Here is a 23590-nt window from a genome sequence, read left to right on the forward strand (position 1 = left end):
CGGCGGGATCCCGACGTCGCGTTCCCCCCTGCGGCCGGTCCGACACAGGGGTATCCCCATGGTCCGGCTCCGTCGTCGCCCGATCCGGATGTCGCGTGGAAGGATGACACGACGCACACATATCGAGGAGATGACCGCGTGCCTGGCACAAACCTGACCCGCGAAGAGGCGCAGCAGCGGGCGAAGCTGCTGACCGTTGACTCGTACGAGATCGACCTCGATCTCTCCGGCGCGCAGGAGGGCGGCACCTACCGGTCCGTGACCACGGTGCGCTTCGACGTCGCCGAGGACGGCGCGGAGTCGTTCATCGACCTGGTGGCCCCCGCCGTGCACGAGGTGACCCTCAACGGGGACTCGCTCGACCCCGCCGAAGTCTTCAAGGACTCCCGCATCGCCCTGCCCGGCCTGCTGAAGGGCCGCAACGTCCTGAGGGTGAACGCCGACTGCGCGTACACCAATACGGGTGAAGGCCTGCACCGGTTCGTCGACCCGGTCGACGACCAGGCGTACCTGTACACCCAGTTCGAGGTGCCGGACGCCCGCCGCGTCTTCGCGAGCTTCGAGCAGCCGGACCTGAAGGCTACGTTCCAGTTCACCGTGAAGGCGCCGCAGGGCTGGACCGTCATCTCCAACTCGCCGACGCCCGAGCCCCGGGAGAACGTCTGGACGTTCGAGCCGACGCCGCGCATCTCGACGTACATCACGGCGCTGATCGTCGGCCCGTACCACAGCGTCCACAGCGTGTACGAGAAGGACGGCCAGTCCGTCCCGCTCGGCATCTACTGCCGCCCCTCGCTGGCCGAGCACCTCGACGCGGACGCGATCTTCGAGGTCACCCGGCAGGGCTTCGAGTGGTTCCAGGAGAAGTTCGACTACGCGTACCCCTTCGAGAAGTACGACCAGCTGTTCGTGCCGGAGTTCAACGCGGGCGCGATGGAGAACGCGGGCGCGGTGACCATCCGCGACCAGTACGTCTTCCGCTCGAAGGTGACGGACGCGGCGTACGAGGTGCGCGCGGAGACCATCCTGCACGAGCTGGCCCACATGTGGTTCGGCGACCTGGTCACCATGGAGTGGTGGAACGACCTGTGGCTGAACGAGTCGTTCGCCACGTACACGTCGATCGCCTGCCAGGCCGCCGCCCCCGGCTCGCGCTGGCCGCACTCGTGGACGACCTTCGCGAACTCGATGAAGACCTGGGCCTACCGCCAGGACCAGCTACCGTCCACGCACCCGATCATGGCGGACATCCGCGACCTGGACGACGTGCTGGTCAACTTCGACGGCATCACGTACGCCAAGGGCGCGTCCGTGCTCAAGCAGCTCGTCGCCTACGTCGGCGAGGACGCGTTCTTCCGGGGCGTGCAGGCGTACTTCAAGCGCCACGCGTTCGGCAACACGCGCCTGTCCGACCTGCTGGGCGCCCTGGAGGAGACCTCCGGCCGCGACCTGAGGACGTGGTCGAAGAAGTGGCTGGAGACGGCCGGCATCAACGTCCTGCGCCCGGAGGTCGAGACCGACGCCGACGGTGTCATCACCTCCTTCGCCATCCGCCAGGAGGCCCCGGCGCTCCCGGCGGGCGCCACGGGCGAGCCGACCCTGCGCCCGCACCGGATCGCGGTCGGCGCCTACGACCTCGACGCCGACGGCAGGCTGGTGCGCGGCGAGCGCGTCGAGCTGGACGTGGACGGCGAGCTGACCGCCGTGCCGCAGCTGGTCGGCAAGCGCCGTCCGGCGGTCGTCCTCCTCAACGACGACGACCTGTCGTACGCCAAGGTCCGCCTGGACGAGCAGTCGCTCGCCGTCGTCACCGAGCACCTCGGCGACTTCGCGGAGTCCCTGCCCCGCGCGCTGTGCTGGGCCTCGGCCTGGGACATGACGCGGGACGCGGAGCTGGCCACCCGGGACTACCTCTCCCTGGTCCTGTCGGGCATCGGCAAGGAGTCCGACATCGGTGTCGTGCAGTCGCTGCACCGCCAGGTGAAGCTGGCGATCGACCTGTACGCCGACCCGGCCGCCCGCGAGACCCTGCTGACCCGCTGGACCGACGCCACCCTGGCCCACCTGCGGTCCGCCGAGCCCGGCAGCGACCACCAGCTGGCGTGGGCGCGGGCGTTCGCGGCGACGGCCCGCACCCCCGAGCAGCTGGACCTGCTGGAGGCCCTGCTGTCGGGAACGCAGACCGTCGAGGGCCTGGCCGTGGACACGGAGCTGCGCTGGACGTTCGTGCAGCGCCTGGCGGCGGTGGGCCGGTTCGACGAGGCGGAGATCGCCGCCGAGTACGAGCGGGACCGGACGGCGGCCGGCGAACGCCACGCCGCCACCGCCCGCGCCGCCCGCCCGACGCCGGAGGCCAAGGCGGAGGCGTGGGCGTCGGTGGTGGAGTCCGACAAGCTGCCGAACGCCGTCCAGGAGGCGGTCATCGCCGGCTTCGTCCAGACCGACCAGCGCGAACTGCTGGCGCCGTACACCGACCGGTACTTCGAGGTCCTCAAGGACGTCTGGGAGTCCCGCTCGCACGAGATCGCCCAGCAGATCGCGGTCGGCCTCTACCCGGCCGTCCAGGTCTCCGGCGAGACCCTCGACAAGACGGACGCCTGGCTGACCTCCGCCGAGCCGAGCGCGGCCCTGCGCCGCCTGGTCTCCGAATCCCGCGCGGGCGTGGAACGCGCCCTGCGCGCCCAGGCGGCGGACGCGGCGGCCGCCGGGTAACGGCCCGTACGGCTTGAGGGGCGCCCGGTGCTACGCCGGGCGCCCCTCGTGTTCCTCCAGGGCGTCGGCGGAGGCGGCGGAACGCGGAGGCGGGGACGGAGAGGGTGCCGCCGGCCCCACGCGCTCGACGCCGCCCACGCGCCCGCCGCCCCGACGGAACCCCCGTGTCCCGACCGACCTCGGACCTGCGCCCCGGTGACGCCGTGCACCACGGACTCCGCCGCGGCGGTCGCCCCGGACGAGCCCGGCCCGCCGGGCACCGTCCTCCTCTCCGGCGACGACGCCGGGACCGAGCGGACCACCGGCCGCCTGCTCACCGGCCTCGGCCGGCCTCCCCCGGCCCGGCCGGACACCGGCGGCGGCACCACCGCCCGGGGCCGGGAGCACTTCGCCCTCCTCTTCACGGGCCCCGCGGGCGGCCCGGGGACCCACGCCTTCGACATCGACGCGGTGGCCCGCCGGCCGCGCCGAGCGCGCACGGACGGGCGGCACCGCCCCAGAGCCCTTCACCGCGAATCCGCCTCCCCTCTATTCAAGTTTGACTAGACTGCCGGGATGAGCGAGAAGACCATTCCGGTCCTGCCGTGCCGGACCCTCCGGCCCGTGCTCGACTTCTACGCCGCCCTCGGGTTCGAGACGACCTTCCAGCAGCGGAGCCCCCACCCGTACGCGGTCGTGGAGCGCGGCGGCATCCAGCTCCACTTCTTCGGGATGAAGCGGTACGAGCCGGCCGAGTCGTTCAGCACGTGCTGCATCCGGACCGACGACGTGGACGGGCTGTACGAGGCCTTCCGGGCCGGGCTCAAGGAGGCGTACGGCAGGGTCCCGGCCCGGGGGCTGCCGCGCATCGGGCCGCTGAAGGACACCTCGCACGGCGTGCGGCAGTTCCTCGTGACCGACCCGGGCGGCAACTGCCTGCGCATCGGGCAGCCGACGGGCCGGGACCAGCACCACCGGCCCGCGCCCGGGGAGCCCTTCTCCCGGGCCCTCCACCACGCGTCCCTGTTCGCGGACTCGAAGGAGGACCCGGCGGGCGCGGCGAAGATCATCGACCGGGCGCTGCGCACCGGGACCGGGGACGGGCGGCCCACACCCGTGCAGCTGTTCCGCCTCCTGGTGCTGCGCGCGGACGTCGCCGGGCGCCTCGGGGACGAAGCGACCGCGGCGTCCGCGCTCGTCCGGGCCGGCGCGGTCCGGCTCACCGCCCGGGAGCGCGAGTCGGTGCGCGACGACCTCGAGCGCTTCGAGGAGCTGAGGGTCCCGGGGGACACCCCCCGGGACCCCGGAGGAGCGTAGAAGAACAGTCGTTCTTGACCGATCGTTCTCTTACCCTGTATGGTCATGGACATGGGACGACCACGCGCCTTCGACACCGACCGGGCGATCGGGACCGCGGCGGCCCTCTTCGCCACCCACGGCTACGAGGGCACCTCGGTGGACGACCTGGTCACCGCCACCGGCATCCACCGGGGCAGCCTCTACAAGGTGTTCGGGTCGAAGCGGAGCCTGCACCTCACCGCCCTCCGCAACCACCTCGACCACGAGATCCGTCCGACCGCCGCCGCCATCGCCGACCTCACCGACCCCGAGCAGGCGCTGACGACGGCCATCGCCTCGTACGACAACGGCCCGGCCGCCGGGCTCCTCCTCCTCGCCGCCGCCGAACGCGCACCCCACGACCCGGAGGTCGCCGCGCTGGTCGCGGAAGGCATCGCCGCGCTGGAGGACGCGCTGCGCCCCTCCCACGGCGACGCCGCCCCCCGGCTCGCCTCCACCGTCCTCGGCGCCCGCCTGCGCCTGCGCGCCGCCCGGCCGATCCCCTCCCAGGAGTACTGACGTGGCCCTGATCTCCGTCGACCGCGACCGTGACCTGATGACCGTCGAGTTCCAGGGCCTCGACAAGCTCTGGACCCTCAAGAGCCGCCTGGAGATCCCCCTCGCCCACGTGCGGGGCGCCACCCACGACCCCGGCATGGCCCGCGAGCCCAAGGGCGTCCGCGTCGGCGGCACCCACGTTCCCGGCGTCATCACCGCCGGCCGCTTCCGCCGCGACGGCGAGCGCCTCTTCTGGGACGTGAAGAACCCGGACAAGGCGGTCGTCATCGAACTCGCCGACGCCGGGACCTACGACCGCCTCGTCGTCGAGGTCGACGACCCCCGGGCCACCGTCGCCCTCGTCGAACAGTCCATCGCCCGCGGCTGAGGCCCGGCGTCCGGCCCGCACGCCCCCCGGCGGCTCAGCGGCCGACGGCGCAGGCGTCCCCGTTCAGCGTGAACCGCGGCGGCGGCGACGCGTCACCGGTGTGGTCGGCCAGGTAGCCGAGGGTGACGCTCGCGCCCGGGGCGATGGTGGCGTTGTGCGCGGCGTCGGCCGCCGTGATCACGTTGCTCCCCTGGGTCAGGTCCGTGTTCCAGTCGGAGACGACCGTCTGCCCGAGGGCCAGCGGGAACTCCAGCGTCCAGCCGTTCACCGGGGTGCCGCCGGTGTTGGTGACGGTGAGGCCGACCGTCGTGCCGGTGCCCCAGGACGTCACCTTGCGGTCCACCCGGCAGGTGGGTTCCTCCCGCGCGAAGGACACCTTGTGCAGGCCGCCGGGCAGGTCGTTGACCACGTAGAACTCCCCGTCGGCGGTCGTGCCGACCGCCGTCACCTGGGTGGGCGTCCCCCCGATCTCGGCCTGCTCGTAGCCGCCGCTGCCGTCGGGGCGCAGCGCCCAGACCGTGGACGAGCAGTAGTCGGTGGCGATGTACGTGCCGCCGACCAGGTCGGCGTACTGCCGGCCCCGGTAGACGTGACCGCCGATGACCGAACAGCCGCCGGTGTACGGCGAGTAGGTGAACACCGGCTCGGTGTACTCCTCGCCGGGCACGCAGTCCCCGTCGGCGAACTTCTCCAGTCCCTCGTAGCAGGACCAGCCGAGGTTGAGCCCGCCCTGTCCGGGGGCGAGGTGATCGATCTCCTCCCAGCGGCCCTGGCCGACGTCGCCGATCCACATCGAGCCGTCGGCGCCGTCGAAGGAGAACCGCCACGGGTTGCGCAGCCCGTACAGCCAGATCTCCTCGCGGGCGCCGGGGGTGCCGACGAAGGGGTTGTCGGCGGGGACGCAGTACGCGAGCGGGGCGCAGGCGCGGCTCACGTCGATGCGCAGGATCTTGCCCAGCAGGGTGTCCAGCCGCTGGCCTGACCTGAAGGGGTCCCCGGAGCCGCCGCCGTCGCCGATGCTCCAGTACAGGTTGCCGTCGGGGCCGAAGGCGAGCTGGCCGCCGTTGTGGTTGCTGTACTCGGCGTGCTCCTGGGAGAGCAGGGGCTCCAGGCGGGACTCGTCGAGCCGGTAGCGGGCGAGGGTGACCGCGCCGTCGGGCAGGGCCGTGTACGCCAGGTACAGGTCCTGGCTGTCGGCGAAGTCGGGCGGGAGGGCGATGCCGAGCAGACCGCGCTCGTTGCCCGATTCGTCCACGGCCGAGGTGATGTCGATCAGCGGGGTCCGGGCCAGGCCGGTGTCCGGGTGGTAGACGCGGACGGTACCGGGCTTCTCGGTGATGAACAGCCGGTCCGTGCCGTCGTCGGGGGCGACGAGGGCGGTGGGCCGTCTCAGTCCGGAGGCGACCTGGGTGGTGGTGGCGCTGAGCGACGGCAGGGGCACGGTCGAGGTGTCGGCCGCCGTTCCCGTCCGGGGCGGCGCGGTGTCCGCCGTGGCGGCGGGCGACGGGGTGAGGGCGGTCAGCAGGAGGGCCAGCAGAAGGGGCCCGGTCCAGCGGCGTCGTGGCATGTCGTCTCCGAAGTCCGGCGGCGCGGTCCAGAATGTCATGCATATGACAATCTGCGGTGCTCTCCCCCACGGGAATGCCGGGCCACCGAGAGGCGTCGACATCATGGGAGCGCTCCCGCAACTTCAGGCTGCGCGTCGTGCACCAGGGCGGCAACGCGCGATCGCGCCACTTTCGCGCCGCGTGGCGCGAACAGGGCGACCACCGCCCGGGGTCAGGTCCGCTCCGCCTTCCCGTTCGCGGACTTCGCGGGCGTCACGGATGTCGCGGGCGCCGCGGCCGCGCGCAGGGCGGTCAGGACGTTCGCCACCGCCGTGCCCTCCTCCGCACCCCTGCGGACGGCCGCGACGACATGACGGACCGGACGGTCCTCGGTCAGCTCCCGCATCACCACGCCCTCCCGGCGCTCCGCCGCCATGCGGGGGACGAGCGCGACGCCCATGCCCGCCTCGACCATCGCCAGGATCGCCGTCCAGCCGGCCGCCGCGTGCCCCTGGTACGGGCGGAACCCGGCCGCCTCGCAGGCGGCCCGCGTGATGTCGGACCAGGGACCGCTGCCGCCGAAGATCCACGGTTCGGACGCGAGGTCGGCCAGCCGGAGTCCGGCCGCGTCGGCCAGCGGGTGGTCGTGGGGCAGGGCGACGTCCAGCGGGTCGGCGAGCAGGTGGATCCGCGTGAAGCGCGGGTCGGCCGCGGTGGGGGCCTGGGCCGCGAGGGACAGGGCGAGGTCCGCCTCCCCCGTCGCCAGCAGCTCGTACGCCTGCTGCGCCTCGGTCTCCCGCACCCGCACCGTGACCCCGGGGTGCGCCGCGCGCAGCGCGGTCACCGCCGGTACGACGAGGGCGGGCACGGCGGTGGAGAAGGCGCCGACCCGCACCTCGCCGGCCTCCCCGTGCGCGTAGGCCGCCAACTCGGCGTCCGCCCGCTCCAGTTGCTCGAACACGGCCTCGGCGTGCCGCAGCACCAGCCGGGCCGCGTCCGTGAGCCGGACCCGGCGCCCCCGGGCCTCCAGCAGCGGCACCCCGAGTTGTCGGGAGAGGTTCGTCAGCTGCTGCGACACCGCCGAGGGGGTCATCCGCAGCGCCTCGGCCGTCGCGGTGACCGTCCCCCGCTCCCGCAGCGTCCGCAGGATGTGCAGTTTCCGGATGTCCCACTCGGCCATGGCGGCAACCTATCCGCCCGGCCGCGTTCCTCAGCGGCGCGCCCCCGCGCCGAGCACGACCCCGCCCAGGATCAGTGCCGTGCAGCCGGCCTGGGCCCAGCCGGTCGGCTCGGACAGCAGCGCCCAGGACAGCAGGGCCACGCACACGGGCTGGAGGTAGTAGACGACGCCGGCCCGGGTCGGGCCGATCAGGGAGATCGCCCGGTTCCAGGCGAAGAAGGCGACGGCCGAGGAGGCGATGCCGACGTACAGCAGGGGCAGGACGGTCCCGGGCGCCGGGGTGAAGCCGCCCTGGACGGCGAGGCTGACCCCCTGCGCGGGCAGCAGCAGCACGGTGCCGAACAGGAACGTGGTGAACAGGAACGCGGCGCCGTCGAGACCGGCGGGCCGACGGCGCAGCAGGGCGCTGTAGCCGCCGAAGCAGCAGGCGGCGGCGATCATCCACAGGGCGCCGGCGCCGAGGGGGCCTCCGGCACCGGGGGAGGCGCCGCCCGCTCCCCCGCCGGCCCAGCCGATCAGCAGCAGCACGCCGGTGCACGCGGTCAGCAGCCCGGCGATCCGGCGGGCGCCGAGCCGTACGCCGCCCGCCCGTTCCAGCAGCGCCATCACCACCGGCGAGGCCGCCATGATCATGCCCATGGCGGCGGCGGGGGTGGTGACCCCGGCCTGGTTGACGAGGGTGTTGTAGACGGTCACGCCGAGCAGCGAGGCGAGGAGGACGAAGCGGAGGTGACGGCGGATCAGCGCGCGCCGCCGCCAGGCCCGCCGGGCGCCGAAGGGGGCGACGACCACGAGCGCCACCACCCAACGCCAGAAGGCGTGCTGGACGGGCGGCACGCTGTCGCCGAGCGCGCGGGAGGTGACGAAGCTGCCGGACCACAGGGCGGTGGCGAGCGCGGCGAGCGCGAGCCCGGGGGCGACGGCGTGCCGCCGCCCCCGGGGTTCCGGTGGTGTCCGCGGCTCTTGTGACGTCCGCGGTTCCGGTGACGCCGGTGCGGGAGTGCTGGTTCGGCGGTCGGCTGCGGCCACGGACGTCCCTTCGCTGGTCGGCGGTCCCGGTGGGCCTACCGTCGCAGCGCGGGAGCCGTCAGGTCCATCGAATCCTTTCGACCGTTCTCTTCAGCAGAACTGAACGGTGCGGTGCGGGAGGGCTCGGGCGGCCCGGGGACCGTGCGGGGGCGCGGAGCGGCCTGCCCGGCCACCGTCGCCCCGAACGCCAGTGCCATGCCGACCAGTTGCACCGGTGTCAGCGCCTCGCCGAGCGCCGCCCAGCCGACGACGGCCGCGGTGAGCGGGGACAGCGGGCCGAGGAAGGTGACCTGTGTGGCGGTGAGCCGGCCGATGCCGCGGAACCAGAGCCAGTACGCGACCGCCGTGTTCGCGAGCGCGAGGTAGAGGTAACCGCCGACCGCCGGGCCGTCCAGCGCGGGGGGCGCACCCTCGACCAGGAGGGCGAGCGGCGCGACGAGCAGTCCGCCCGCGGTGAGCTGCCAGCCGGTCAGGGCGAGCGGGCCGACGCCCTCGGGGCGCCCCCACCGCTTGGTGAGCACGGTGCCGGTGGACATGGAGGCGGTGGAGGCGAACGCGGCCAGGACGCCGAGCGGGTCCAGCGCCCCGGCGGCCCTCAGGACGACGAGACTCACGCCGAACGCGGCCACGGTCCCGGCGAGGAGGGTGCGCGCGGTCGGCCGCTGCCCCAGCAGCAGCGCCGAGAGGCCGGCCACGAACAGCGGTCCGACCGAGCCGACGACCGCGGCCATGCCACCGGGCATCCGGTACGCGGAGAGGAACAGCAGCGGGAAGAAGGCGCCGATGTTGAGCGCGCCGAGCACGGTGGCCTTCCACCACCAGGCGCCGCGCGGCGGCACCCGGGCGAGCGCGAGCAGCAGCAGTCCGGCGGGCAGGGCGCGCACCAGGCCGGTGAACAGGGGACGGTCGGCCGGGAGGAACTCGGTGGTGACGGCGTAGGTGGTACCCCAGGAGGCGGGGGCGAGGGCGGTGAGCGCGATCAGGGCGGCGCGGTTCGCGGCCATGGGGACGCACCTCTTCCCGTCGGGTCGTTATTGGTTTGGTTCTAAGTAGCTTAGCGCCAAGCAAGTTTCCGTCAAGCCACTTTCTTGCGGGCGACCGGGGGGAAACGGATACTCCTGCCCATGAGTGCACGCCCCGAGCAGCGCAAGGACCCCGTCGACGCGATCGTCGAGCAGTGGGCGGCGGTCCGGCCCGACCTCGACACCGCCGCCATGGAGGTCTTCGGCCGCATCCACCGGCTCTCGCGCGCCATGGGCGACCGGATGGAGAAGGCGTACGCCAAGTACGGGATCTCGCGCGGGGAGTTCGACGTCCTCGCGACCCTGCGCCGCGCCGGCGAGCCCTACACCCTCTCGCCGCGCCGGCTCTCGGCGACGCTGATGCTCACCACCGGCGGGATGACGGGCCGCCTCGACAAACTGGAGCGGGCGGAACTGCTGCGCCGCTCCCCCGATCCGCACGACCGCCGCGGGCTCCAGGTCACGCTCACCGCGCAGGGGCTGCGCCTGATCGACGAGGCGGTCGGCGCGGGCCTCGCCGTCCAGACGGAGGCGCTGTCCGCCCTGGGCGAGGAACGGGCGGGACAACTGGCCGGCCTGCTGCGGGAGCTGCTGCTCGTGACCGAGAGGTAGGCCGCCCGGTCGAGGGGCCGTCCGGTCGAGGGGCCGCCCGCCCGGCCGGCGTGGGCGGCGGGCTCAACCGACGTGAGCGGCGAGCGCGGCCTCGATCCCGGCCCGCCCCGCGGAGTCCGACGCCCACGCCACGTAGCCGTCGGGCCGCACCAGCACGCTCGTCCGGCGGTCCCCGGCCCAGCGCTCCACCGCCAGCCGCTCCCCGCGCGCGCCCCCGTCGTCGTACGGCTCCGGTGTGATCAGCACGAACCGACCGCCGCGCAGCGCCTGGTGCAGACGGCGTCCGCCGGCGAGCGCGACGTCGGGGACGCGGGCGCCGGTCGCCCGGTGGGCGCCGGAGGGCGCGGGGTACCGCACGCCGATCCCGGTGACCTGGCCGATCGCCCTGCGGCGGACCGGGCCGACGTGGTCGAGCACCGCCGTCAGGGCCGCGCGCAGCGCCAGTGTCCAGGGGCGGTGGGCCATGGCGAGCCGGACGATGCCGCCGCTGCTGCGCAGCACCGTCCTGCCGACGGGGTGCCGTTCGGCCTGGTAGGTGTCGAGCAGCGACCCGGGGGCGTGACCGCCCAGCACCTGGACGAGCTTCCAGCTCAGGTTGGCCGCGTCCTGCAGGCCGGTGTTCATGCCCTGTCCGCCGGCCGGGGTGTGGACGTGCGCCGCGTCCCCGGCGAGGAAGACGCGGCCCACGCGGTAGGCGGGCGCCTGGCGTTCGTCGCTGTGGAAGCGGGACATCCAGCGGGCGTCGTGCATCCCGAAGTCCCGGCCGAGGGCGAGCCGGGTGATCTCCTTGATCTCGTCGAGGTCGAGGGGGGCGTCGTCGGGTGCGTTCCGGCCCCGGTGCCAGCCGACGACGCGGTGGTAGCCGTCGCCGAAGGGGGCGATGAAGGCGAAGGCGTCGCCGACGGCGTTCACGGTGAGCAGCGTCCCGGGCTGCTCGGCGAGCCGCACGTCCGCCAGGACGACCGACCGGATCACCGAGCGCCCGGGGAACGGCAGTCCGACCGCGGTCCGCACGGAGCTGCGCATCCCGTCGGCCCCGACCACGTACGCGGCCCGCAGCCGCCCGCGTTCCCCGCCGGGCCCGGTGACGTCGACGGTCACGCCGTCGGCGTCCTGGCTCAGGGCGGTCATCTCGGTCTCGTACCGGACGTCGGCACCGGCCTCGCGGGCCCGCCGCAGCAGGACCTTCTCGACCTCGTACTGCGGGACGACGAGGAGGTGGCGGAAGCGGGAGGGGAGCGTGCCGAGGTCGAGGGTGAGCCGGTCGTAGAGGCGCAGCCGGTCCAGCGGGCGTCCGACCGCCTCCAGCTCGTCGGCGAGACCACGGGCGTCGAACTGCTCGAGGGTGCGGGCGTGCAGGACGAAGGCGCGGGAGAGGTTGCTGATCCCGGACGGGCGCTTCTCGACGACGGTGACGGGGACGCCGGCGGTGGCCAGGTCACCGGCCAGCAGCAGTCCGGTGGGGCCGGAGCCGACGACGATCACGGTGCGGGCGGGGTCGTTGCCGTTCATCAGGGCCTCCCTGAAGGTCGACGCGCGGACCGTCAACACGTGTTTGCCAACATCTGTTGACCAACGCTTGTTGACCACCGTAGGCCCACAACCGACGGGAAGTCAACACTTGTTGGCAAACGGGTGTTGGCCTACGGTTGCGGGCATGCACGACAGCGACACAGACAGAGGGAGCGGCGGGAGCCGCGGAAGCGCCGCTGCGCCGGCCCCCGCCCGGCGCTCGGACTCCACCCGCGCCGCCATCCTGCACGCCGCGCGCGAGCGGTTCGCCTCCGACGGCTACGAGCGGGCGACCATCCGCGCCATCGCCCGGGACGCGAAGATCGACCCGTCGATGGTGATGCGCTACTACGGCAACAAGGAGGGGCTGTTCGCGGCGGCCGTCGCCATCGACCTGGAGCTGCCCGACCTGGGCGCGCTGCCCCGGCAGGAGGTCGGGCGGGCGCTGGCGCGGCACTTCCTGGCGGTGTGGGAAGGGAACGAGGTCCTCACCGCCCTGCTCCGGGTCGCCGCCACCAGCAGGGCCGGCGCCGAGCGCACGCAGGGCGTCTTCCGGGACCAGATCCTCCCGGTCGTCCGGCAGGTCTGCCCCGACCCCGAGCAGGTACCGGCGCGCGCCGCGCTCGTCACCTCGCAGCTGCTGGGACTGGCGCTCACCCGGTACGTCCTGCGCTTCCCCCCGGCGGCCGGGCTGACCCGGGAGGAGATCGTGGCGTGGCTGGGGCCGACGCTGCAGCGGTATCTGACGGCGCCGCATCCGGACCATCCGGAGCGTCCGAGCTGATCGGGGCGTCCTGGCCGGCCGGGCCTGCCGGACGGCAGGGGACGCCGGACGGCACCGAGGGCGCCGTCCCCGCCGTCGCCGTACGGCGGGTGCGTACGGCGGCGGGGACGGCGCCCTCGGGAAGGTGCGCGTGGGCTCGCGGGCCCCGGATCAGGCCTTGGCGTCGGCCTTGGTCCGGATGTTGGAGCTGGTCGGGTCCTTCTTCTTGTGCGACTTGTCGCCGACCATCACCAGACCGGCGATGACCAGGAACAGCACGATCGGGAGCACGACGTAGAGGCCCAGCGTCTCGATGACGCTCAGGCCCGTGCCGGGGTCGTCGCCGTCGTCGCGGGTGAGCGCGAGCGCGGGGGACGACATGAGCAGCATCATCAGCGTCGTACCGGCTGCCAGGGCGCCGGCGCGCAGGGCGTTCTTCTTGTCCACGCTGCACAAGGTAGCGAACGCCGGTGGGGACCGCGCGGCCGGGGTGCCGTCCGTGGCCCGGCACCGGTGCGGGCAGGACCGCTCACCCGCCGCGCAGCACGTCGATCAGCGCCCGCAGGCGCGGCGACGCCGCCAGGTCCTCCAGCGTCACCGGGCGGCCCCGCGCGTCGGCGATCGGCAGGCGCCAGTTCGGGTACTGGTCCCAGGTGCCGGGGAGGTTCTGCGGGCGCCGGTCGCCCACGCCGTCGGGGAGCCAGACGCCGACCAGGCGGGCCGGGGTGCGCAGCAGGTAGCGGTGGACGGCCTGGATCTCCGCCTCCTCCGGGGAGGTGCCGTCGGCGGTGCCGTCCAGCAGCCCGAGCCGGGCGAGCAGGTCCCGCCACTCCGCCGTGTCGGCGGCGGCCTCGGCGCGTTCCTCGGCCAGGGGGCGGGTGAGCAGCCCCAGGCTCGCGCGGAGGTCGACGTGTTCGCCGGTGAGGCGGGCGGCGGTGGACGGCAGGTCGTGGGTGGTCGCGGTGGCCAGGCAGTCGGCGCGCCAGCGCTCCGGCGGCAGCGGGCGGCCGTCGCCCTCCCAGTCCCGTTCGAACCAGAGCACCGAGGTGCCGTACACCCCGCGTTCGCGCAGTGCCTCGCGCACTCCGGGCTCGACCGTGCCCAGGTCCTCGCCGATCACCACCGCCCCGGCCCGGGAGGCCTCCAGGACGAGGACGGCGAGCATGGCCTCGGCGTCGTAGTGGACGTAGGTGCCCTCGGTGGGCGGGTGGCCCTCGGGCACCCACCAGAGCCGGAACAGGCCCATGACGTGGTCGATGCGCAGGGCGCCCGCGTACCGGAAGAGGGCCCGGAGCAGGGCGCGGAAGGGGGCGTAGCCGGACTCGGCGAGCCGGTCCGGGCGCCAGGGCGGCAGGCCCCAGTCCTGGCCGCGCGCGTTGAAGGCGTCCGGGGGCGCGCCGACGGACATGCCGGCCGCGAAGTGCTCCTGCTGCGCCCAGGCGTCGGCGCCGCCGGGGTGCACGCCGACGGCGAGGTCGTGCACGATCCCGACCGGCATCCCGGCCTCGCGCGCGGTGCGCTGGGCGGCGGTGAGCTGGGCGTCGGTGAGCCAGGCGAGGCGGGAGTGGAAGTCGACGCGGTCCGCCAGCTCGCGCCGGGCGCGGGCGGTCTCCGGCGAGCGCGGGTCGCGCAGGGCGGCGGGCCACCGGTGCCAGTCGGCGCCGTGCACCTCGGCGAGCGCGCACCAGGTGGCGTGGTCCTCCAGGGCCCGGCCCTGTTCGGCGAGGAAGTCGGCGTAGGCGGCGCGCCGGCCGGGTCCGAGCGGAACCGCGTGCACCAGTTCCAGCGCCTCGCGCTTGGCCTCCCACACGGCGTCCCGGTCGATCAGCGCGCCCCGCTCCAGCACCGCCTCGCGCAGCCGCCCGGCGCGTTCCAGCAGGGCGTGCAGGCGGTCGCGGTCCTCGACGTGGGCGAACTCGGGGACGGCCTCGATCCGCAGGTGGACCGGGTCGGGGAAGCGGCGCGAGGAGGGGCGGTACGGGGAGGGGTCGGTCGGGGGGCCGGGGACGGCCGCGTGCAGGGGGTTGACCTGGACGAACCCGGCGCCGAGGACGCGTCCCGCCCAGTCGGCGAGTTCGCCGAGGTCGCCGAGGTCGCCCATGCCCCAGGAGCGGCGGGAGAGGAGGGAGTAGAGCTGGACCAGGAGCCCGTGGGAGCGTCCCGGGGGCGCGGGCAGCCGGGGCGGGGCGACGATCAGGTGGGCGTGCGCGGTGCGGCCGTCCGGGGCGGTGGCGGTCACCTCGTGCACCCCGGGCGGGAGGTGCCCGGCGGACGTGCGGGTCTCGCCCTGCTCGGTGCGGACGCGCAGCCGGGTGCCCTCGGGGAGCGCGGCGAGCGCGGCCGGGGCGTCCGGGCCCCGGCCGACCACGGTGGGCGGCAGCAGCCGCTCCGCCCGCTCCCGTTCCCCGGCGGCGAGCGCGGCGCGGACGGCCGCGGGAGTGCCCGCGTCCACGCCGAGGGCGGCCAGCGCGCGCGTGACGGCGGTGGCCGAGGCCGCGACCGTGCGGTCCGGGGAGGGGCGGTAGGAGGTGGCGACGCCGTGCAGGGCGGCGAGCCGGGACAGGGCCTCGGACAGGCCCTCGGAGGGGGGTTCGGCCGGCCGGGGCGCGGTCACCTAGGGCTCCGGCCGGTACTGGGCCGGGAGGGAGTCGAGTCCCGAGGGGTCCGTGTCGGCATAGGACCCGCCGGTCAGGGGGGCGGCGTCGGCGAGCGGGGGCTCGCTGGTGAGGGGTTCGGCGGCGGGCAGCGGGGGCTCGCTGGTGAGGGGGACCTCGGTGCAGGGCCCCTCGGCGCTGAAGGCGCACAGGTGGAGGCTCTCGGGCTCGGCGGGCAGGTCGGCGGACGGCTCCGCCACGGGTTTGGACAGGGCGGGGGACGGTACGTACGCCGGTGCAGCCACTGGTGGCCTCCTCGTCGTGCACTCCTCGCCCTGCTCGGCGGATCACGCGAGCGGCGGTGCGAGTCGTGCGGATCGTTCGTGCGGGTTATCTCGCAGCCCTACCCAGCGGGCGCGGGGCCAGACGCACGAACTCGCACAACGTGCTCCTGCTCACACTCTCTTCCCGCTCCCTCACTCCACAGTGGGACATACGCGCCACAACGGCCACTCTCATTGACACGTTCACCGCAGGAGTGGTGGGCTCGGGGATCCGTCGGTAACGGATCGGACACGGCCGCCGGGTCCGGGGGCCGTCGGGGCGCCCCGTCGGACGACCGGGGTCGAGCCAGGAGGAGGGGTCTGTGCAGCGGGTGCGTGGGAGGGGGGCGGTCGCCCTCGCGTTCGCCGTCGTCGCCGGGAGCCTGGGCGTCGCGCCCGTCTCCGTGGCGGCTCCGCCCGCGCCCGGGGCGACCGCGTCGCCCGTTCCCGACGCGGCCGGGGCGGACCTGTCCGTGTGGCCGCGCCCGCACTCCCTGCGCGCGAACGGCGCCCCGGTGGAGGTGACCGGCGAGGTCGCCCTGCGCGCGGACGCGACGGCCGACGCGTACGCCCTCGACGCGCTGCGCGCGCTGCTGCGGCAGGCCGGGGCACGCCGGTTCACCGCTCCCGGCGCACCGGTGCCCGAGGGGGCGCTCGTGGTGCGCGTGAGCACGGAACGTCCCACGGGCGACCCCCGGCACGCCCTTCCGGCCGGCGGCTACACGCTCACCACCGGCCGGGGCGCCGTCTCCCTCACCGGGGCGGACGGCGCCGGCCTGTTCCACGCCGTGCAGACGCTGCGCCAGCTCCTGCGCCCGGACGGACGCCTCACCGCGGCGGTCGTCCGGGACTGGCCGGGCACCGCGGTGCGCGGCGTCACCGAGGGCTTCTACGGCACCCCGTGGACGCACCGGCAGCGGATGGAGCAGCTGGACTTCATGGGCCGCACCAAGCAGAACCGGTACCTCTACGCACCCGGCGACGACCTCCACCGGCAGGCCCGCTGGCGCGAGCCCTACCCGGCCGAGCGGCGCGCGGAGTTCCGGGAACTGGCCGAGCGGGCGCGGCGCAACCACGTCACCCTCGGCTGGGCGGTGGCGCCGGGCCAGGCGATGTGCTTCGCCTCGGACGCCGACCTGCGCGCGCTGACCCGCAAGCTGGACGCGATGTGGGCGCTGGGGTTCCGTGCCTTCCAGCTCCAGTTCCAGGACGTCAGCTACAGCGAGTGGCACTGCGGGGCGGACGCCGACCGGTTCGGCTCCGGCCCCGGGGCCGCCGCCCGCGCCCAGGCGCACGTGGCGAACGCGGTGGCCCGCCACCTGGCGGACCGCCACCCCGGCTCCCCCGCCCTGTCCTTGATGCCCACCGAGTACTACGAGGACGGCTCGACCGCGTACCGGCGCGCCCTCGCGAAGGCCCTGGACCCGGGCGTCGAGGTGGCGTGGACCGGGGTCGGGGTGGTGCCGCGCACCATCACGGGCGGCGAACTCGCCGAGGCGCGGGAGGTGTTCGGGCACCCGCTGGTGACCATGGACAACTACCCGGTGAACGACTACGCCCCCGGCCGGATCTTCCTCGGCCCCTACCAGGGCCGCGAACCGGCCGTCGCCGCGGGCTCGGCCGCCCTGCTCGCCAACGCGATGGAGCAGCCCGGGGCGTCCCGCATACCGCTGTTCACCGCCGCCGACTTCGCCTGGAACCCGCGCGACTACCGCCCCCGGGAGTCCTGGCGGGCCGCGATCGCCGACCTCGCGGGCGGTGACGCCGAGCGGCAGGAGGCCCTGACCGCGCTCGCCGGGAACGCCGCGTCCTCGGTGCTGGGCGGCGAGGAGTCGGCGTACCTGCGTCCGCTGATGGAGGAGTTCTGGCGGACCCGGGCCCGGGCCGCCGCCCGCGACGAGGACGGGACCGGGGCGGCCGGCCGGCTGCGGTCCGCCTTCACGGTGCTGCGCGAGCTGCCGCGGCGGCTGTCCGGCACCGCGCTCGCGGTCGAGGTCGCCCCCTGGACGGGGCAGCTGGCCCGCTACGGCGACGCCGGCGTCACGGCCCTGGACATGCTGGACGCCCAGCGCACCGGGGACGCGGGCGCCGCCTGGACGGCGTACCGGAGGCTGGGCGAGCAGCGGACGCGGCTGGAGTCCACGCGGGTGACGGTCGGCGAGGGCGTGCTGGACCCGTTCCTGAGCCGGGCGCAGAAGGCGTACGAGAGCTGGGCCGGCATCGACCACGAGCCGGCCGCGCGGTCCGGGGACCCGTCCGGCGGGCGCACCCTGCGCCTCGCGCGGACCCGCTCCCTGGACTCCGTGACGGTGCTCGCCGAGCCCGGCACGCGCGGGACGGTGGAGGTCCGCGTCCCGGGCGAGGGCTGGCGCCGCCTCGGCCCGCTGTCCGGCACGGGCGCCACCGAACTGCGGGCCGACGGGCCGGCCGACGCCGTCCGGGTCACCGGCGCCGGCCCCGGCCGGGTCCGGCACCTGGTCCCCTGGTACGCGGACGCGCCCGCCGCCTCCCTGGAGCTGCCGGACGACCGCGCGGACGCCGACATCGGCGGCACCCTGCGGCTGACGGCCGCCCTCGGCTCGCTGCGCCCCGACGAGGTGCGCGGCAGGCTGACCGTCGAGGCCCCCGAGGGCCTGCGGGTCGAGGTCCCCGACGAGGCGCTGACCGTCCCGCGCGGCACGCCGCTGGAGGTACCGGTCGAGGTGACCGTGGAGCCGGGCACGCCGACCCGGTCGTACGACGTCCGGCTCGGCTTCGGCGGGGCGAGCCGCACGCTGACCGTCCACGCCGTCCCGCGCACCGCCGGCCCCGATCTGGCCCGCGCCGGCCGGGCGGACTCCTCGGCGGACGAGACCCCCGACTTCCCGGCCTCGGCGGCGAACGACGGCGACCCCGGGACCCGTTGGTCGTCCCCGGTCGACGACGACGCCTGGTGGCAGGTCGAGCTGGAGCGCCCGGTGCGGCTCGGGAAGGTCGCGCTGCACTGGCAGGACGCGCATCCGTCGGCGTACCGCGTCGAGGTCTCGGCGGACGGCCGCACCTGGCGCACCGCGGCGGCGGTGCGGGACGGGCGCGGCGGCCGGGAGACCGTCCGCATGGACGAGCCGGACGTGCGGTACGTCCGCGTCCAGGGCGAGAAGCGGGCCACGCGGTACGGGTACTCGCTGTGGTCGGTGGAGGCGTACGCGGTCGCGGACTGACCCGCCCGGAGCCGGCCCCGGCTCCTCCTCCGGCGGCTCCCCCTCCTCGGCTTCCTCCCCTCCCCGCCGGCCTCCCCCTCGGCTCCCTCCCGACTTTTCCCCGGGCAGCTATTCACTCAGTACATGTACGCAGTACATAATGATCGGCATGAGCACCCGCCACATCCTGTTGGGCCTGCTCGCCTCGGGGCCGAGCCACGGCTACGACCTGAAGCGACGACACGACGAACGTTTCCCGCAGGCCCGTCCGCTGGCCTACGGGCAGGTCTACACGACCCTGCAACGCCTGGTCCGGGACGGTCTCGCCGAGATCGAGGGCACCGACTCGGACGGCGGTCCGGAGCGGACCGTGTACCGCACCACGGAGACGGGATCGCGCGAACTGGCCCACTGGGCGGCGGAGATCGCGCCGCCCGCGCCGTTCGTGACGAACGAGATCTTCGCCAAGGTCGTGGTGGCGATCCTGTCCGGCGGCGACCCGGCCGCGTACCTGCGCGCCCAACGCGCCGCCCACATGCGGCGGATGCGGGAACTGACCGCCGTGAAGTCGGCTCCCGGCGCGGACCTGGCCACCGTGCTCTCGGCGGACTTCGCCCTCAACCACCTCGACGCCGACCTCCGTTGGATGACCACCACGGCAGCCCGGCTCACCACCCTGACCGCGGAGGTCGACGCAGCATGAACAACGCAGCCACGCCAGGGCCGCTCCTCGCGGCCCGTGACCTGGTCAAGGCGCACGGCAGGACACCCGCCCTGCGCGGCGCGTCGCTCGACCTGCGGGCCGGTGAGATCCTCGCGGTCACCGGCGCCAGCGGCAGCGGCAAGTCGACGCTGCTGCACTGCATGGCGGGCATCGTCCGCCCGGACCGGGGTTCGGTGACGTACGGCGGGCAGCGGCTCGACCGGCTGCCGGAGAAGCGGCTGAGCGAGCTGCGCCGCACCGACTTCGGCGTGGTCTTCCAGTTCGGCCAGCTCATCCCGGAACTCACGGCGCTCGACAACGTGGCGCTCCCGCTGCTGCTGGCCGGCACGCCCCGGTCCCGGGCCCGCGAGCGGGCCGGTGAGTGGCTGGAGCGGTTCGGGGCGCGCGGCCAGGAGGAGCTGCGGCCCGGGGAGATGAGCGGCGGGCAGGCCCAGCGGACCGCGCTCGCCCGGGCGTTGGTGACCGGCCCGAAGGTGGTGTTCGCGGACGAGCCGACGGGGGCGCTGGACTCCCTGGCGGGCGAGCAGGTGATGACGGCGTTGGCGCACACGGCCCGCGAGTCGGGCACCGCGGTCCTGCTGATCACGCACGACGCCCGGACCGCGGCCTACGCGGACCGCGAGGCGTCCCTGCACGACGGCACCGTCGTGACCGAGGACACGGTGCTGGAGGTGACCCCGTGACCGCGGACCTGCGACTGGCCTGGCACCTGGTGCGCGGCTCCGACCGGCACGAGTGGTGGCGGATCGCGCTCACCGGTGTCGGCGCGCTGCTCGCCACCGGACTGGCGCTGGGGGCGGTCGTCCTGGCGTCGCTGCGCGGGCACCACGCGATCCCCGTCGCCGACGGCCTGCTGGATGACCCCGGGGAGCGGGCGGGCGTGGTCGCCGCGCTGCTGCTCCTGATGATCCCCGTGCTCGGCTTCCTCGGCCAGAGCGCCCGCCTCGGCGCGGTCCACCGGGACCGGCGGCTGGCGGGACTGCGACTGGCGGGCGCCACGCCGTGGCAGGTGCGGCGGATCGCCGCGGCCGAGACCGGGCCGGCCTGCCTGGCCGGCTCGGCGGTCGCCACCGTGCTCTGCGCCCTGCTGGTGGTCCGCACGGGGGACCACTCCTCGGTGTGGACCTGGACGGGGATCGCGGTGGTCGCGGTGGGCATGCCCGTGGTGGGCACGCTGACCGGCGTGCTGGCGCTGCGCCGGGTGGTGGCCTCGCCGCTCGGCACGGTGCGCCGGGTGCGGCCGCGGACCCGGCCGGGGCTGATGTTCTTCGGGGCGGTGGCGCTGTTCCTGGGCGCGCTGTTCGCCTCGTACCTGAGCCTGGACCGCCGTCCCGGCACCGTTCCCACCGGGCCGATGCTGGTCGTCTCCGGTCTGGCCCTGGCCGGGGCGGCCGCGCTGTGGCTGGTGGGTGCCGCGGCCCGGCTGACCGGCCGGCTGCTGGCCGCCCGCACCGGGAGCCCGGCGGTCCTCATCGCGGCGGAACGGCTGCGGGACGACCCGTGGGCGGCGGCCCGCACGCACACGGTCGTGCTGCTGGTGACGGTGGTGGGCACCGGCTTCGTCGGGATCCGCCGGACCCTGCTGGAGGTGCTGGGCTCCGGCAAGCACGTGTCCGAGGACCTGTCCTTCTACACCACCGGGCTCGACCTGACGGCCGCGGCCATCGGCGTCGGCCTCGTGATCACCCTGTCCGGGCTGGCCGTCGGCACGGCCGAGTCCCTGGCCACCCGCCGCCGCACGCTCGCGGTGCAGGCCGCCGTCGGCGTGCCGCGCGCGGTGCTCGGCCGGGCGCTGCTGCTGGAGACCGCCCTGCCGCTGGCGCCCGGCGTGCTGGTCGCGGGCATCGGCGGCGCCGCGATCGGCACGGGGTACGCCTCGCTCGCCGAGGGCGGCGGCTGGTCGACGCCGTGGACGGCGCTGCTGGTGCCGGTCGCCGTGTACGCGGCGTCCCTGCTGGCGGCGGCCACCGCGCTGCCCCTGCTGCACCGCTCGGTACGGCCCGCGGAGCTCCGGTACGCGTGACCCTCCGGCGGGCGCACCGGCCGGCCCGGGGAGCGCGGGGGGCTCTCCGGGCCCGGCAGCGCGAAGGCCCGGATCGTCGTCAGGCGGAGATGCCGTCGATCCGGGCCAGGGCGTCGTCCGCGCCGTACGGCTGCAGGTACGGCAGCCAGCGCGGGTCCCTGTGGCCGGTGCCGATGATGCGCCAGGCCAGGCCGGTGGGCGGGGCGGGTTTGTGGCGCAGCCGCCAGCCCAGTTCGAACAGGTGGCGGTCGGCCTTCACGTGGTTGCAGCGGCGGCAGGAGGCCACCACGTTGTCCCAGACGTGCTTGCCCCCGCGGCTGCGCGGGATGACGTGGTCGACGCTGGTCGCGACGCCACCGCAGTACATGCACCGGCCCCCGTCACGGGCGAACAGCGCCCTGCGGGTCAGAGGAACGGGCCCCCGGTAGGGAACCCGCACGAAACGCTTGAGCCGGACCACGCTGGGTGCGGGGACGGTGACGGTCGCGCTGTGCAGATAGGCGCCGGACTCCTCGAGGCACACGGCCTTGTTCTCGAGGACGAGCACGAGCGCGCGGCGGAGCGGTACGACGCCGAGCGGCTCGTACGACGCGTTGAGGACCAGGACATGCGGCACGGACGGCCTCCTTGTACGCCGGCGGCGCGTGGCTCGCGCCGGGACGATTTCGTAGTCAGTCTCTCCTCATGCCTGGTGGACGCGCCACCATGTCCCGGTAACGGGCTGGGAGTGTTTTCGACCACATCCTGTTTCCTCCCCACGATCGTGGCCTGTTCAAGCCCGGGTGAGCAGGATCTCTTCTTCACAGATCGGTCCGTTCCCCCCACAATGCCCCGTTAGTGTGGTGGTTCTGCCCGTGCCGGTGACCTTTCCGTGACCTTGAAGACCTGACGGCCCTTGACCGCCGCACCGGGGGCAGACCGTGCACCTGGAGGTACCTGCCGTGTCCTTGTCCGCCGTCCTGTCGGCCGACGGCCCGTCGCCCACCCCCTCGGAGTCCCCGACACCACGCGTGCCCTCGCTCCAGGACGCCCAGGAGAGCGCCAGCAACGCCGCCGGCTGGGTGGAGGAGAACTGGTCGACGTGGCTCGCGATCGGGCTCCGGGTCCTGCTGATCGTGGTGATAGCGGCGGTGCTGCGCGTGGTGGTGCGGCGGGCGATCACCAAGCTCATCGACCGCATGTCCCGCACCGGGCAGGCCGTGGACGGCACCGCGCTCGGCGGGCTGCTGGTCAACGCCGAGCGGCGGCGCCAGCGCTCGCAGGCCATCGGATCGGTGCTGCGCTCGGTGGCGTCCTTCCTGATCCTGGGCACGGCCGCGCTGATGGTCCTCGGCACCTTCCAGATCAACCTGGCCCCGCTGCTGGCCTCGGCCGGCGTCGCCGGCGTGGCGATCGGCTTCGGCGCGCGCAACCTGGTGACGGACTTCCTCTCCGGCGTCTTCATGATCCTGGAGGACCAGTACGGCGTCGGTGACACGATCGACGCCGGGGTGGCCTCCGGCGAGGTCATCGAGGTCGGGCTGCGGGTGACCAAGCTGCGCGGCGACGGCGGCGAGATCTGGTACGTCCGCAACGGCGAGGTCAAGCGCATAGGCAACCTCTCCCAGGGCTGGGCGACCGCCAACGTGGACGTCACCGTCCGCGCGGACGAGGACCTGGACGGGGTGCGGGCCACGCTGGGCGAGGTCGCCGAGAAGATGGGCAAGGAGGAGCCCTGGAACGAGCTCCTGTGGGGCCCGATCGAGGTGCTCGGCCTGGACTCGGTGCTGCTGGACTCGATGGTGGTGCGCGTCTCGGGCAAGACGATGCCCGGCAAGGCCCTGACCGTGGAGCGCGAGCTGCGCTGGCGCATCAAGCGCGCCTTCGACGCGGCCGGCATCCGCATCGTCGGCGGCGCCACGGCCCCGGTCGAGGGCGAGGCCCCCGACCCGACGGCCGGCGTGGCGGCCCCGTCCGCCTACGCGAGCACGGTCTCCCCGCAGTCGGTCGCCGCGTCCCCGCTGCCCCCGCCCGGCACCACCAAGTGACCACCCGCGAGAGGGGCGGGGCCCGGGGGGGGCCCCCCCGGGGCCCCCCCCCCCCGGGCCCCCCCGCCCCCCCCCGCCCCCCCGGGCCACCGGAGCCCCCCGCCCGGCCACCCTCCAGACGCGAGGGGCGGGGGCCGGCG

General features: G+C 74.9%; 21 protein-coding genes. 12 read left to right on the forward strand and 9 right to left on the reverse strand.

Features of this window, described 5'->3' with window-relative positions; all coding sequences use genetic code 11:
• Positions 1 to 138: 138 nt before the first annotated feature.
• From pepN to FHS37_RS04400, 5 genes are all read left to right on the forward strand, one after another.
• Complete coding sequence (gene pepN / locus FHS37_RS04380; RefSeq protein ID WP_184817659.1) at positions 139 to 2712, forward strand: aminopeptidase N; 2574 nt, start codon at positions 139 to 141, stop codon at positions 2710 to 2712.
• Between the two features lie 195 nt (positions 2713 to 2907).
• Entirely contained in the window at positions 2908 to 3258 is a 351-nt protein-coding gene (locus FHS37_RS04385) for a hypothetical protein (protein ID WP_184817660.1), read from the forward strand.
• A gap of 9 nt (positions 3259 to 3267) precedes the next feature.
• The gene (locus FHS37_RS04390; protein WP_184817661.1) at positions 3268 to 4008 is read left to right on the forward strand and encodes a bleomycin resistance protein; all 741 of its coding nucleotides are present in this window, start codon (positions 3268 to 3270) and stop codon (positions 4006 to 4008) included.
• A 51-nt stretch (positions 4009 to 4059) separates the two neighbouring features.
• Complete coding sequence (locus tag FHS37_RS04395; protein ID WP_229889807.1) at positions 4060 to 4548, forward strand: TetR/AcrR family transcriptional regulator; 489 nt, start codon at positions 4060 to 4062, stop codon at positions 4546 to 4548.
• A 1-nt stretch (position 4549) separates the two neighbouring features.
• Positions 4550 to 4915, forward strand: coding sequence for a hypothetical protein (locus tag FHS37_RS04400; RefSeq protein ID WP_184817663.1), 366 nt, complete (start codon positions 4550 to 4552; stop codon positions 4913 to 4915).
• A gap of 34 nt (positions 4916 to 4949) precedes the next feature.
• On the opposite strand, the gene FHS37_RS04405 is transcribed toward FHS37_RS04400, so the two are convergent.
• From FHS37_RS04405 to FHS37_RS04420, 4 genes are all read right to left on the reverse strand, one after another.
• Positions 4950 to 6521 (reverse strand): PQQ-dependent sugar dehydrogenase, encoded by a 1572-nt coding sequence (locus tag FHS37_RS04405; protein WP_229889808.1) that lies wholly within the window; start codon positions 6519 to 6521, stop codon positions 4950 to 4952.
• Positions 6522 to 6694: 173 nt separating this feature from the next.
• The gene (locus tag FHS37_RS04410) at positions 6695 to 7642 is read right to left on the reverse strand and encodes a LysR family transcriptional regulator (protein WP_184817664.1); all 948 of its coding nucleotides are present in this window, start codon (positions 7640 to 7642) and stop codon (positions 6695 to 6697) included.
• A 30-nt stretch (positions 7643 to 7672) separates the two neighbouring features.
• Positions 7673 to 8671, reverse strand: coding sequence for a DMT family transporter (locus FHS37_RS04415; RefSeq protein WP_184817665.1), 999 nt, complete (start codon positions 8669 to 8671; stop codon positions 7673 to 7675).
• A gap of 35 nt (positions 8672 to 8706) precedes the next feature.
• Positions 8707 to 9675, reverse strand: a complete 969-nt coding sequence (locus FHS37_RS04420) for an EamA family transporter (protein WP_184817666.1) — start codon at positions 9673 to 9675, stop codon at positions 8707 to 8709.
• Positions 9676 to 9795: 120 nt separating this feature from the next.
• On the opposite strand from FHS37_RS04420, the gene FHS37_RS04425 reads away from it, so the two are divergent.
• Positions 9796 to 10305, forward strand: a complete 510-nt coding sequence (locus FHS37_RS04425) for a MarR family winged helix-turn-helix transcriptional regulator (protein WP_184817667.1) — start codon at positions 9796 to 9798, stop codon at positions 10303 to 10305.
• Positions 10306 to 10368: 63 nt separating this feature from the next.
• Here FHS37_RS04425 and FHS37_RS04430 read toward each other — a convergent pair whose 3' ends face one another.
• A complete protein-coding gene (locus tag FHS37_RS04430) occupies positions 10369 to 11817 on the reverse strand; it encodes an FAD-dependent monooxygenase (RefSeq protein ID WP_184817668.1) in 1449 nt (482 codons plus the stop codon).
• Positions 11818 to 11962: 145 nt separating this feature from the next.
• On the opposite strand from FHS37_RS04430, the gene FHS37_RS04435 reads away from it, so the two are divergent.
• Positions 11963 to 12601 (forward strand): TetR/AcrR family transcriptional regulator, encoded by a 639-nt coding sequence (locus tag FHS37_RS04435; protein ID WP_184817669.1) that lies wholly within the window; start codon positions 11963 to 11965, stop codon positions 12599 to 12601.
• Between the two features lie 150 nt (positions 12602 to 12751).
• Here the strand turns inward: FHS37_RS04435 and FHS37_RS04440 are convergent, their stop codons facing one another.
• From FHS37_RS04440 to FHS37_RS04450, 3 genes are all read right to left on the reverse strand, one after another.
• A complete protein-coding gene (locus tag FHS37_RS04440) occupies positions 12752 to 13027 on the reverse strand; it encodes a hypothetical protein (protein ID WP_184817670.1) in 276 nt (91 codons plus the stop codon).
• 82 nt (positions 13028 to 13109) lie between these two features.
• Complete coding sequence (malQ, locus tag FHS37_RS04445; RefSeq protein ID WP_184817671.1) at positions 13110 to 15194, reverse strand: 4-alpha-glucanotransferase; 2085 nt, start codon at positions 15192 to 15194, stop codon at positions 13110 to 13112.
• The gene (locus tag FHS37_RS04450; RefSeq protein ID WP_184817672.1) at positions 15195 to 15479 is read right to left on the reverse strand and encodes a hypothetical protein; all 285 of its coding nucleotides are present in this window, start codon (positions 15477 to 15479) and stop codon (positions 15195 to 15197) included. It abuts the gene before it with no gap.
• Positions 15480 to 15820: 341 nt separating this feature from the next.
• On the opposite strand from FHS37_RS04450, the gene FHS37_RS04455 reads away from it, so the two are divergent.
• The 4 genes from FHS37_RS04455 to FHS37_RS04470 all read left to right on the forward strand — a co-directional run bounded on the left by FHS37_RS04455 (position 15821) and on the right by FHS37_RS04470 (position 21423).
• The gene (locus FHS37_RS04455; RefSeq protein ID WP_184817673.1) at positions 15821 to 18697 is read left to right on the forward strand and encodes a beta-N-acetylglucosaminidase domain-containing protein; all 2877 of its coding nucleotides are present in this window, start codon (positions 15821 to 15823) and stop codon (positions 18695 to 18697) included.
• Between the two features lie 148 nt (positions 18698 to 18845).
• The gene (locus tag FHS37_RS04460) at positions 18846 to 19379 is read left to right on the forward strand and encodes a PadR family transcriptional regulator (protein ID WP_184817674.1); all 534 of its coding nucleotides are present in this window, start codon (positions 18846 to 18848) and stop codon (positions 19377 to 19379) included.
• Positions 19376 to 20083 (forward strand): ABC transporter ATP-binding protein, encoded by a 708-nt coding sequence (locus tag FHS37_RS04465; RefSeq protein ID WP_184817675.1) that lies wholly within the window; start codon positions 19376 to 19378, stop codon positions 20081 to 20083. Before FHS37_RS04460 ends, FHS37_RS04465 begins: the two co-directional genes overlap by 4 nt.
• Positions 20080 to 21423 (forward strand): FtsX-like permease family protein, encoded by a 1344-nt coding sequence (locus FHS37_RS04470; protein WP_184817676.1) that lies wholly within the window; start codon positions 20080 to 20082, stop codon positions 21421 to 21423. The genes FHS37_RS04465 and FHS37_RS04470 overlap by 4 nt, the downstream gene beginning before the upstream one ends.
• Before the next feature lie 79 nt (positions 21424 to 21502).
• Here FHS37_RS04470 and FHS37_RS04475 read toward each other — a convergent pair whose 3' ends face one another.
• Positions 21503 to 22039: an HNH endonuclease gene (locus FHS37_RS04475; RefSeq protein WP_081237222.1), complete on the reverse strand. Its 537-nt coding sequence runs from the start codon at positions 22037 to 22039 to the stop codon at positions 21503 to 21505.
• Between the two features lie 325 nt (positions 22040 to 22364).
• On the opposite strand from FHS37_RS04475, the gene FHS37_RS04480 reads away from it, so the two are divergent.
• A complete protein-coding gene (locus tag FHS37_RS04480; RefSeq protein WP_184817677.1) occupies positions 22365 to 23450 on the forward strand; it encodes a mechanosensitive ion channel family protein in 1086 nt (361 codons plus the stop codon).
• The last annotated feature ends 140 nt before the right edge of the window (positions 23451 to 23590 follow it).

Source organism: Streptomyces griseomycini (assembly GCF_014203535.1).
Taxonomy (GTDB): Bacteria; Actinomycetota; Actinomycetes; order Streptomycetales; family Streptomycetaceae; genus Streptomyces; species Streptomyces griseomycini.

Excerpts from the sequence above, each read along its gene's own strand:
- FHS37_RS04390 (WP_184817661.1), top strand. The coding sequence starts at position 3,268 with ATGAGCGAGAAGACCATTCCGGTCCTGCCGTGCCGGACCCTCCGGCCC.
- FHS37_RS04395 (WP_229889807.1), top strand. The coding sequence starts at position 4,060 with ATGGGACGACCACGCGCCTTCGACACCGACCGGGCGATCGGGACCGCG.
- FHS37_RS04405 (WP_229889808.1), bottom strand. The coding sequence starts at position 6,521 with ATGACATTCTGGACCGCGCCGCCGGACTTCGGAGACGACATGCCACGA.
- FHS37_RS04410 (WP_184817664.1), bottom strand. The coding sequence starts at position 7,642 with ATGGCCGAGTGGGACATCCGGAAACTGCACATCCTGCGGACGCTGCGG.
- FHS37_RS04420 (WP_184817666.1), bottom strand. The coding sequence starts at position 9,675 with ATGGCCGCGAACCGCGCCGCCCTGATCGCGCTCACCGCCCTCGCCCCC.
- FHS37_RS04425 (WP_184817667.1), top strand. The coding sequence starts at position 9,796 with ATGAGTGCACGCCCCGAGCAGCGCAAGGACCCCGTCGACGCGATCGTC.
- FHS37_RS04430 (WP_184817668.1), bottom strand. The coding sequence starts at position 11,817 with ATGAACGGCAACGACCCCGCCCGCACCGTGATCGTCGTCGGCTCCGGC.
- FHS37_RS04435 (WP_184817669.1), top strand. The coding sequence starts at position 11,963 with ATGCACGACAGCGACACAGACAGAGGGAGCGGCGGGAGCCGCGGAAGC.
- FHS37_RS04460 (WP_184817674.1), top strand. The coding sequence starts at position 18,846 with ATGAGCACCCGCCACATCCTGTTGGGCCTGCTCGCCTCGGGGCCGAGC.
- FHS37_RS04465 (WP_184817675.1), top strand. The coding sequence starts at position 19,376 with ATGAACAACGCAGCCACGCCAGGGCCGCTCCTCGCGGCCCGTGACCTG.